Raw genomic sequence first — 11,519 nt, 5'->3', positions numbered from 1 at the left:
AAGGAGGACATTATGACATTAGAAAATAATAACTATATCGCAATCAACTGGAATCAGATTGAAGATATGGTAGATAAATTAACATGGGAAAAGTTAACCGAACAATTCTGGTTAGACACACGGATCCCATTGTCTAATGATTTAGACGATTGGCGGACACTATCTGCTGCTGAAAAAGATATGATAGGCAAAGTTTTTGGCGGACTAACTTTACTTGATACTTTACAATCAGAAGATGCAATTGAGCGACTACGTCAATCAATTCGTACTCAACATGAGGAAGCAGTCTTAAATAATATTCAGTTTATGGAAAGTGTCCACGCAAAAAGTTATTCTTCAATCTTTAGTACATTGAATACTAAAGCTGAAATTGAATCGATTTTTAATTGGACAAATTCCAATGAAGTTTTACAATATAAAGCTTCTAAAATTAATGATGCATATAAAAATGGAACGGATTTACAAGCGAAAGCAGCCAGTGTATTATTAGAATCATTTTTATTCTATTCAGGATTTTTTGCACCATTGTATTATTTAGGTAACAATAAGTTAGCAAACGTAGCGGAAATCATTAAATTAATTATTCGTGATGAATCAGTTCATGGGACTTATATCGGCTATAAATTCCAATTAGGATTTGATAAATTATCCGAAGCAGAACAAGAAGAATTAAAAGCATGGGTTTATCAATTAACTTACGATTTATATCAAAACGAAGTGAAATTCACTCAAATGATTTATGATGCGATTGGATGGACAGAAAAAGTTAAAACTTTTGTGCGATATAATGCGAACAAAGCGTTACAGAATTTAGGGTTTGATCCATTATTCCCTGATACAGCAGAAGATGTGGATCCAATTGTAATGAATGGTATTTCTACAGGAACCAGTAATCATGACTTCTTCTCTCAAGTTGGGAATGGTTATTTATTAGGAACCGTTGAAGCGATGGAAGACAATGATTATCGTCAATGGATGAAGTAAAATATTTAATATAGTAATCAACGCTATTAGTGACTCAGATGTATTTTGAGTACTAATGGTGTTTTTTTTAGACAAAGAACATTTGGGCATAAGGCGGTAGTATTCCTACAGACGATGTCGGTCAAGTTGGAGGTAGGCAGAACAGCAAACTTCCAATTTTCAACTTCTAGCTCATCTCACTGATATTGGCGTACAATTTACTTTCCAATAATAAAATCATGTAAAGTTAATGGGAATTCCAAAAATATTATGGAAAAAAATACTATCTTTACTTAAATTTTACGGCTTTTTTTCTTAGTTTAAATAGAGGGAATGTAAACTGAAAGTATCGATCAAAGTATTCAAGGAGTGTGAAGTATGCGTATTGCTTTAGTCACTGAGACTTTTTTTCCAGCAACTGATGGGATTTGTACCCGATTGGGACAAATGGTTCGGATAATGAAACAATTAGGCCATGAAATATTAATTGTATCCCCAGATTTGGGAGTAGATTATTATGATGGAATCCCCATCACTAAAATAGAAAGTGTGACGGTACCTTTTTACCCATCTAGACCGTGGGCGCTACCTTCTAGAAAAATACGAGAAGTTCTTTTACAGTTTAATCCGGACATCGTTCATGCGGTGAATCCATTTTTGATGGTAACATCTGCGGTTTATTATGCTAAAAAATTACAGATTCCACTGCTGACTTCTTACCATACGCACATTCCTCAGTACCTAGATCATTATAATTTACCATTATTAAAGCCTGCTGTATGGGAATATATTAAATTGTGGCATACTGGCTCTGATATGAATTTGACCGTCTCAACATCACTACAAGTCGAATTACGAGAGCAAGGTATTCCCGTTGATGGCACGATGCCGAGTGGTGTGGACCTTTCAATGCGTAGTCCAAAATATTTTGATGAAGCATTATATCAAAAGTTAACTTTTGGTTTGGAAAACCAAAAATTATTGGTCTATGTCGGTCGTTTAGCAGCAGAAAAAAGTCTCCATCAATTAAGAGAAATTTTTAATTATCGAGAAGATGTTTGTTTATCTATTGTGGGTGATGGTCCTGAACGAGAAAATTTAGAAAAACTATTTACAGGGACTAAGACGACATTTAACGGTTTTAAACAAGGTGAAGAACTGGCCACATATTTTGCAACGGGAGATGCCTTTATATTCCCATCTACTTCGGAAACATTTGGTTTAGTTATCTCAGAAGCGATGGCTAGTGGCTTACCAGTCATCGCAGCTAGTAGCGGGCCAACTTTAGAGCAAATAGAAGATAATATTTCAGGTTTGGTTTATGAACCTGGAAATATTCAAAGCCTTCTTGAAAAAATAAATGTATTAGATTTACCATTACGAGTTAGAAGAATCAAAGTAACGGCATTAAGAGTGGCTGAAGAAAAGACTTGGCTTAAAGCAAGTCATCTATTATTAGATTACTATCGTCAGGCGATTGAATTGTCAGATACTAAGTATGGCCGTATGCAGAAATCATCAAATTAGATTGAGATATGAAGTGAATTAAAAAGCGATTGAACAGAGTGTTATGCAAACATACAGCCTCTGTTAGATGAATTTGAATTGATTCGAAATATTGTTGAGTATTAAATGATTACTACTATTTATTTTGCGATGAAAAAAATATCTGTCTTGTGGCTAGATAGTGCTTAATCGCAAATTCTATAGGTTAAAACGCTATGAGTGTTATAATGATAGAAATTAAATAAAAGTAGGTTGAAACGATGAAAAAATTTTTAAAAATTCTGGGTATTATCTTTGTGGGATTAATACTTACCCTTATTTTGGGGTATTACAATTTAAGATATACTGCTGAAGATGTAGTTGTCAAAAATAATATGACACAGGATGAATATGGTTGGTTTGTGGATGTTCCCAATGAACAAGCCACCATAATCATGTATCAAGGAGCTTTAGTTGATGCAAAAGCTTATTTACCATTAGCAGCTTCAATCGCGGAAAAAGGGTTTGATATTTATATAATGGATAGTTAGTTTGATTTACCTATATTTGGTATCAATCAGCCACAAAACATCATAGAACGCGAACAATTACAAAATGTTATCTTAATGGGACACTCTTTGGGTGGTGTCGTCGCGAGTCAAGCGGCATTGTCTAACTCTAATATTGAAGGCTTAGTCTTATTAGCGAGTTATCCTGCAGAAGGGACAGACTTATCTAATAGCATCATGAAGGTCTTGTCCATCGTAGGCAATCAGGATCAGGTGATTAATCGAGAAAATTATGATAATGCCGATATACGTCTACCAGCTACGACGCAGAAGGTGGTCATTGATGGAGGAAATCATAGTCAATTTGGGGATTATGGCTTTCAAAAGGGAGACGGTGTCGCCACCATTAATAAAGAAAATCAATGGCAACAAGTTGCGGACGAAGTTTGTCAAATGTTTTCTAAATAAAATGAGTGAAGTAGATGATGGCAGAAGTTAAACAATATTTTGAACAATAAACGGATGAAGCGTGACAAAAATTATTGCAGTATCGTGAAAGGATACTAGAAGCTGTGCCAGATTGAGAAGGACGCGTCGCTTATGAAATGCAATATATCAGAAAGGAAAGAACTTGAATCATTTGGCTGCATTCAAAAGTCATTTAGGAATTTATCTAGGAAGAAAAGCGATGGGTTAATTTGAAGAAGATTTGAAAAAGTTTAAAACTTCTAAGGGAACCATATAAGTACCAATGGATCAATTAGATTTGATGTTGAAAGAATGGTTACCAACCGTTGTCATGGAATGTCGCTCAATTTAAACAAGCAAAAAAATAGAAGTTTATATTTCACTCATGATGTAAAAATGTCGTAAGTAACTAATCTTGGATATTAGAAACTCAATCTAACCTGTTCGTTTTGAACGGGTTTTTTTCGATTTTCAAAAAATAAAAATTTTTCGGGTAATTTTCGCCAAAATTTTCGAAAAAAAGTAAAAAAATGTCCGTTTTGAACAGGTATCTGAAAGGTGACAATACAAATATTAATAAAGCGCAGTAAAGATTTAGGATGTAATCGAGCATATGTGTGTACGCTACTTAAACTTATGAATAAAAATATGACAACAAAAACATAGCTTTTGTAAAATTGAGGCTATTTTAAGGACATATTTCAAGGAGTTTGTAAATTTTAAGTGGATTTAATGTTACAGAATGATTACAAAACGCTAAAATGAGCCGTTTTATATTACACTTCAATAACAATAACAGACAGTAACGTTAAAGATGGCTTACAGTTTGCCTTATTTCCTGATATCCTCCTCATCTTATTGTAGAATAATACTGTGATAAGATTTTTGGGATTTTAATGCCCAATTTCTATAAAAGGAGAATTTATATATGAAGAAATCATTAAGAATAGCTGCGGCGACGATGTTAGCATCGACCTTAGCGTTTAACTTAAATACAGTAGGAGCACAAACTTGGACTCATCGTTCAGTTAATCAAGTAAAAGAAACATTAGCAAATAATGAAGATGGCTTATATGTTATCCAATGGGGTGACACTTTAAGTACAATTGCTGAAGCAACAGGTCATTCAGTTGATCAATTAGCAAACTTTAATGCAATTGCGGATGCAGACTTTATCACAGCGGGATCTGTGTTATATTTTGATGATACAAACCAAACAGTAACCTATGTAGATAATGCAACAGATCAAGCTTATACTTATGATTTAGTAGAAGAAACACAAGTTTTAGCTGAAGTGACTGAAGCACCCGTTGTGGAAGAAACCGTAGCAACAGAACCAACTTATTATGTTGATGAAACCCCTGAATGGGTTGAAACACCGGCAGTTGAAACAACAGAAGCATTAGTCGAAGAAACAACCGCAGCGCCCGTTGTAGAAGAAACAGAAGCGTTAGTCGAAGAAACAACCGCAGCGCCAGTCGCAGAAGAAACAGAAGCATTAGTCGAAGAAACAACTGCAGCACCCGTTGTAGAAGAAACAGAAGCGTTAGTAGAAGAAACAACCGCAGCGCCCGTTGTGGAAGAAACAGAAGCGTTAGTAGAAGAAACAACCGCAGCGCCCGTTGTGGAAGAAACCGAAGCAGTTGTTGAAGAAACAACCGCAGCACCCATTGTAGAAGAAACAGAAGCAGTCGTCGAAGAAACAACAACTGCACCTGCAACAAATGGTGGCCAATACAACGAATATGGTGGAATTATTTCTGATGCCAAAGAATGGATTGCAATGCGTGAGTCAGGTGGACAATATGAAATTTGGAACCCAACTCAAACTTATTATGGACGTTACCAATTAACAGCATCATACTTAAATGGTGATTTTTCACGTGAAAATCAAGAGCGTGTAGCGGATGAATATGTCTTAAATCGTTACGGTTCATGGGAAGCAGCATTAGCATTCTGGCAAGCAAATGGTTGGTACTAAGCGTATTTACCTAACAATTTAATTTTAATAAAATCTGGTAGGATGATTGAGTTTTTATACTGAATATCCTACCTTTTTTGCTAGTTAAATTAGTTTACTAAAGATTCAGAAAAGGCTACAATAGACTGTAAGTAAAAAAGGAGCGAAAAGAGTATATGACATTTAAATTAATAGAAACCAGATCATTAACTGATATACAATCAACCGGTAAATTGTATCAACATGAAGAAACCGGAGCCCAAGTATTACGCATTGAAAATGATGACCCCAACCGTGCTTTTACTATTGGGTTTAAGACACCACCCTATAATGACAATGGGATTGCGCATATTTTAGAGCATTCTGTTTTAAATGGCTCAAAAAAATATCCGTCGAAAGAACCTTTTGTAGAATTAATCAAAGGTTCTTTGAACACCTTTGTTAATGCAATGACCTTCTCAGATAAAACCATTTATCCTATTGCTTCGACGAATCAACAAGATTTTGAAAATTTAATGAGTGTTTATTTAGACGCTGTTTTTCAACCGAAATTATATACCGATAATCAAATATTACAACAAGAAGGTTGGCATTATCATTTAGAAAAACCTGAAGATGATTTAATCTATAAAGGGGTTGTCTACAATGAAATGAAAGGTGCAACGGCTTCAGCCGAGCAACGTCTTTACTTTGAAATTGTGAAAGCTTTATATCCAAATACTTTATACGCTTACGAGTCTGGAGGTTTGCCAAGTGCCATTCCTTCATTAACACAAGAAGAGTTTATTGAATTCCATCAAAAATACTATCATCCAAGTCAATCAATGACGGTTTTATATGGGGATTTAGATGATGACAAAGCGTTTAGTATGTTAGAAGAATATTTCGAAGGAGCAGGTAGAGACGCAGAACAAGTTGACCTAGCCATTGATGTACCTTTTGTCAAAAATGCTAATATTGAAACAACGTATTCAATTACTGATGGTGAAGATCCGACTGATAAAGATTATTTAGCTCTTGCTTGGCATTCGAATGTAGCGGAAGATATTTTAGAAGGCTTTGCTTTAGATGTCGTGATGGATGTGTTATTTGGAAATAATCAAGCGCCTGTAAAAAAAGCTTTATTAGAAGCGGGAATTGCTGGGGATATTAGTGCTGATCGTGATCAAATTGGCTATTTTAGCATGATTAATATTGTCGCTAAATATACCTCTGTTGATAAACTAAAAGAATTTGAAAACATCGTGATGAATGCTTTACAAAAGGTAGTAGACGAAGGTGTAGAAAAAGAATTAATTGAAGCTGCTTTAAATCAAATCGCATTTCGTCAAAAAGAGTTAGTTATCTCAGAAAGTAATCCACGTGGTGTTTTATATGCGATGACAGCATTCCAAACATGGTTATATGATTTTAATCCGATGGATAATCTAGAATTTGATCGTTACTTGAGTGTATTACGTGAAAAATTTGAAAATGGTTATTTTGAAGAACTGGTTCAAATTTATTTATTAGAGAATGATCATCGTGCGACCGTTTCATTAAAAGCCGATCCAGGATTAAATGATAGACAAGAACAAGCTTTACATGAATCCTTACAAAGGTATAAAGCCAGTTTATCTGAAGCTGAAATTAATGAATTAGTAGCGACCACACAAGCTTTAATTGAACGTCAAAGTACGCCCGATACCGCAGAAGATTTAGCGAAGATACCGGCTCTAGCTAAAGAGGATTTAACGACTGAAACGGAAGAATATCCTTTAGAAGTAGCGACTTTATCTAATGGCAATCAGTTCTATCATGCACCACAATTTACCGCTGGTATTGATTATTTAGATATCTTGTTCAATATTGAAGATTTTACTGCAGATGATTTTATTTGGTTAAACCTTTTATCACGTTTATTAGGTAAATTACCAACTAAACACTATTCAAGTAAAGAATTATTAACTAAAATTGATTTATACACCGGTGGTGTGGGTGGTGCTGTGCAAGTTTATGAGCAAGAGGGCGACAATAAAGCTTATTTTGTTGTTCGTGGTAAAGCTTTAGAAGAGATGGATCATCATTTGATTGAGTTAATGCATGAATTGACCCTTCATACACAATTTGATGATGTTGAAGAAATTATTAAAATTGTACAACGAGCGATTTCAGGTTTTGAGAATAAAATTGATTATCAAGCCCACGCTTTAGCTTCGCAACGTGCCTTAAGTCAAGTGAATGCAACAGCAAAATTAGCGGAAATAATTGGAGGTATTGATCAATACCGTTTCTTGAAAGATGTTTTGAAACAACTTAAATCTGAAAATGCTCATCAAGTTGTAGAAAAATTAGTATCTTTATATCGTCGCATTGGCAACCAAACACGTCTCAATGTCTTTTATATTGGGGATGAAGAACGTAAAGTTCATTTAGCTAATAGAATTGAAACAACATTTGCTGACCTTCCAACTGAAGCCATAGGAGCTAAACAAACGTATCAACCTGGTATTCAACAAAAAGAAGCCTTTGTGACAGCTCAAGATGTTAATTATGTTGGATTAGCAGCGGTCTTACCGGAAGCGTTCAAGTTATCGGGAGAGTACCATGTATTAGGCAAAGCCTTGCGTTATGATTATTTATGGAATAATATTCGTGTAAAAGGTGGCGCTTATGGAGCGATGTATAATTTAAGACGTAATGGTTCGTTGACATTAGCAAGTTATCGTGATCCTAATATTACTCAAACGCTTAATGTTTATCATGATATTCCGCGTTTCATTGAACAGTTGGAAATTAATGAGATGGATTTATTAAAATACATGATTGGTACGATGAGTGATTTAAATCAACCGATGTCAGCAGCTGACAAAGGGAACATGGCATTTGTTTATTATCATATTGGTGTCGATCAAGCGGAGCGTAAACAAATTAAAGAAGAGGTATTAGCGACTACTGTAGATAAACTTCATCGTTTACGAGCAACTTATCAAACCTTATTACAAAATCCTGCGATAGCGGTGATTGGTAATAAAGCACAAATTGAAGCAGTGAAAGAACAGTTTGATGTTATTCACGAATTATATTGATGATTAAATAAATTGAATAATCAACAACTTGCTTTATATTAAGCTTGAAGGGAGTGGGCAAGAAGTAGAAAATCAGTCGATTTTCGCTGCGTCTGCCCACCCCCGCACAGTTGAGTAGGTCTCAAACAAGTCTAGAGAAGCAGATTGAGACCACTCAGCCACTGCGCTTTGAAATAAATTGATATGTCTGAACAGAACTTAAAAAGTTTTTGCCCAGCCTCGGTAAATTAAGTAAGTTAATAGAGAGCCTTTTGGGAGTGGCAAGTGGATTTTCCTTTGCCCACTCTTTTTTTATTAAGGCGATTGTAAAATTAAATGAAACATACTTGCTTACTATTTGCATCTTTAGCTATAATAAAATAGAAGACAAGTGAAGGAGTTATTATGAAAATCAATCGACAAAAAGTTTTAGTTTGGGGCTTAATTTTAGCTTCTATTTATGTTGTATATCGTTATTGGGGAGCAGCTGAAGAAATATTAATGACGGTATTTGATGCTTCCAAACCTTTTTTTGTGGGTGCGATGATTGCTTATATTGTCAATATCCTAATGGATGGTTATGAAAATTTGATAACACGATTTGTATCATTTCAACCAATCTTAAAGATTAAACGGAATTTAAGTCTTTTTTTAGCTTATTTGACATTTGCGATCGCCATTATCGTTATTTTGGGGATTGTAATTCCAGAATTAATTCGAGCGGTTCAGTCATTACTTTCAATTGATCCAAAAACGATTCAACAAATGTTTAAATCAATGGAAGATAATGGAATCATTAAGCAAATCATTGGTTTAATCCAAGGTGATACGAGTGGGAATGTTGATATTGCTTCAACGATTACCGGGTATGTGCAACAAATTCTAAACTCTATTGGGAATTTACTGTTAGGTATCTTAACATCAGCAACGGGTATTTTCTCGACAGTTATTAATGTGTTTATGAGTATTGTTTTCTCTATTTATGTGTTAATTAGTAAAGATAAACTATCGGTTCAATTTACCAATGTATTAAAAGCGTATGTACCGGATTGGTATCAAACGATAGAAGCGACTATCGATGTGTTTAATCAATCTTTTAGAGGGTTTATCGTTAGTCAAACAATTGAAGCGGTAATATTAGGTGGTTTGAGTTTCGTTGGCATGTTAGTTTTAAGATTACCATATGCGTCAACAGTGAGTATTATGATAGGGAGTACCTCTTTGATTCCTTTGGTTGGGGCATTTATTGGTGCCATCATTGGGATAGTTTTAATTTTAACTCAGTCGGTTTCACAAGCCTTTATCTTTGTTATTTTCATTATTGTCTTACAACAGGTTGAATCGAATTTGATTTATCCTCGTGTAGTGGGCGGTTCGGTTGGTTTACCACCGATGTGGGTATTGGTTGCTATTTCAATTGGGGGTGCTATTGCGAATATCTTTGGAATGTTTGTAGCAGTCCCAATAGCAGCAGCGCTGTATAAATTGTTCCGTGATGATTTACGTAAGCGACTAGCAAACCAAACATTAACTTAATCTATATAGAATAAAAGGACTTTCATCAAAGTGATAAGAAAGCTGAAAAGCAAATACCGGCAAAAGTTACTACAGCAGTATTGTCGATTCAAAAAGCATCTTACAATGGTGAAAGTCTTTTTTGTAATTTTGGAAAATTTTAAGAGAGGGGATTAAAGTGAAACAAGTTGAGAAATATAGTTATCTTATATCCGGTTTATTATGGATTATTGTTGGCCTTTTTTTAATTATCGAAAAGCAATTATTTGTGGTGAACATCTCAATTTTATTTTCTAGTGTGTTGCTTGTTATCGGAATCGGCCGATTGGTCAAAGTAGTTGTGCCTAAGCGTGAACGCAATTTTGAACAAAGGCTTGTTTTATTAATTACCGGTGCGAGTGATTGGGTGCTTGCCTTTTTGATTTATTTTTTTCGATTAAGTTGGCCAGCATTTTTATCAAAAGCTATTGGTTATTATCAACTTTTCATAGGGGTTTCGATATTTATTAGTTGGTTATTATTGAGGCGAGATCGCGTATCGGGACGCGTTGGTATTCTTTTGGCCAGTGTGATTAATTTAATTTGGGGAGTGGCCAGTATTGCGATAGAAAGTAGTGAGACAGTCGACGGCGTCGTAACTAGATTAGGTTTTTATTTAGTTTTCATTGGGTTGACAATCTTGATGGATGCTCGGGACTATTATCTTTCGCAAAGAACAAAAACAAGAGTAAAACGGCGAATTCGTGTTCCGCTACCGGTTATTTTTACAATCCTTTTACCTAAAAAAATGTTAGATAAGATTAATCACTTTATTCAAGAAGAATTATCAATGAGTGAGTGGAATAGCCCAGAATTGAAGGAAACTGATAGACAACCTGTTTTGAAAGTGTTTATTCATGTGGGGGAAGACGGTTTTAATCAGATGGGGCATGTTGATTTAAGTTATAAAGGGCGCGTCTATGCCTATGGCAATTATGATATCGACTCTGAGAGATTATTGGGTGCAATTGGTGAGGGTGTATTATTTAGCTTAGACGACCAAGATTATATCGACTATTGTTTACAGGATAATAAAACATTATTTGAATATCGAGTCGTATTAACTGCTGCTCAAGAAGTTGATTTTGAAAAGATTTTAAATGATATTTTAAAGAATACTCAAGCTTGGGAACCTACTTCACCTACACAATTAGCCAGTTATCTGGGTAAAATGACCCAAAAATATAAAGTAGAAACTTTTAAATTTAAAAGCTCTCGCTATAAAACGTATTTTGTTTTAGGGACGAATTGTGTGTTGTTGGCCGACCAATTGATTGGGGCCAGCGGCTTGGATTTATTAGCCATGGTGGGGATTTTAGCCCCAGGAACCTATTATGATTATTTTGAAAAAGAATTTCAAAAACCTAATTCTATTGTAGTTGGGAAAACCGTTCACAACCCGGTTTTAAAAGACTCAATGTTGCTATTATCAAATGAAAAACCTTAAGTATGGGAGTGGGCCAGAAGTAGAAAATTGAATAATTTTCGCTTCGTCGGCCTACCCCCGCATAGTTGCGAGTGGACCAGAAGTAG

6 protein-coding genes and 1 pseudogene are annotated in these 11,519 nt (G+C 35.0%); all 7 read left to right on the top strand.

Features of this window, described 5'->3' with window-relative positions; all coding sequences use genetic code 11:
- The first annotated feature begins 12 nt into the window (after positions 1–12).
- Positions 13–984: a class 1b ribonucleoside-diphosphate reductase subunit beta gene (gene nrdF, locus GSA01S_RS00385; RefSeq protein WP_066123535.1), complete on the top strand. Its 972-nt coding sequence runs from the start codon at positions 13–15 to the stop codon at positions 982–984.
- Positions 985–1,341: 357 nt separating this feature from the next.
- Positions 1,342–2,490 (top strand): glycosyltransferase family 4 protein, encoded by a 1,149-nt coding sequence (locus GSA01S_RS00380; RefSeq protein WP_066123533.1) that lies wholly within the window; start codon positions 1,342–1,344, stop codon positions 2,488–2,490.
- Positions 2,491–2,729: 239 nt separating this feature from the next.
- Positions 2,730–3,425 (top strand): annotated as a pseudogene (locus GSA01S_RS00370) (alpha/beta family hydrolase).
- Between the two features lie 928 nt (positions 3,426–4,353).
- Entirely contained in the window at positions 4,354–5,406 is a 1,053-nt protein-coding gene (locus GSA01S_RS00365; RefSeq protein ID WP_066123525.1) for a LysM peptidoglycan-binding domain-containing protein, read from the top strand.
- Positions 5,407–5,561: 155 nt separating this feature from the next.
- Positions 5,562–8,453, top strand: a complete 2,892-nt coding sequence (locus GSA01S_RS00360) for an insulinase family protein (protein ID WP_066123522.1) — start codon at positions 5,562–5,564, stop codon at positions 8,451–8,453.
- Between the two features lie 384 nt (positions 8,454–8,837).
- Positions 8,838–9,968, top strand: coding sequence for an AI-2E family transporter (locus tag GSA01S_RS00355; RefSeq protein WP_066123518.1), 1,131 nt, complete (start codon positions 8,838–8,840; stop codon positions 9,966–9,968).
- A gap of 157 nt (positions 9,969–10,125) precedes the next feature.
- Entirely contained in the window at positions 10,126–11,433 is a 1,308-nt protein-coding gene (locus GSA01S_RS00350) for an HdeD family acid-resistance protein (protein ID WP_066123514.1), read from the top strand.
- Positions 11,434–11,519: the final 86 nt, after the last annotated feature.

It is taken from the genome of Globicatella sanguinis NBRC 15551 (genome assembly GCF_001552295.1).
Classification (GTDB): domain Bacteria; phylum Bacillota; class Bacilli; order Lactobacillales; family Aerococcaceae; genus Globicatella; species Globicatella sanguinis.
The sequence above is the reverse complement of the archived record's forward strand: the minus strand, read 5'-3'. Positions and strand labels throughout refer to the sequence as shown.

What these genes read in the sequence shown, in the direction of transcription:
- GSA01S_RS00380 (WP_066123533.1), top strand. Translation starts at nt 1,342, where the DNA reads ATGCGTATTGCTTTAGTCACTGAGACTTTTTTTCCAGCAACTGATGGG.
- nrdF (WP_066123535.1), top strand. Translation starts at nt 13, where the DNA reads ATGACATTAGAAAATAATAACTATATCGCAATCAACTGGAATCAGATT.
- GSA01S_RS00360 (WP_066123522.1), top strand. Translation starts at nt 5,562, where the DNA reads ATGACATTTAAATTAATAGAAACCAGATCATTAACTGATATACAATCA.
- GSA01S_RS00365 (WP_066123525.1), top strand. Translation starts at nt 4,354, where the DNA reads ATGAAGAAATCATTAAGAATAGCTGCGGCGACGATGTTAGCATCGACC.
- GSA01S_RS00355 (WP_066123518.1), top strand. Translation starts at nt 8,838, where the DNA reads ATGAAAATCAATCGACAAAAAGTTTTAGTTTGGGGCTTAATTTTAGCT.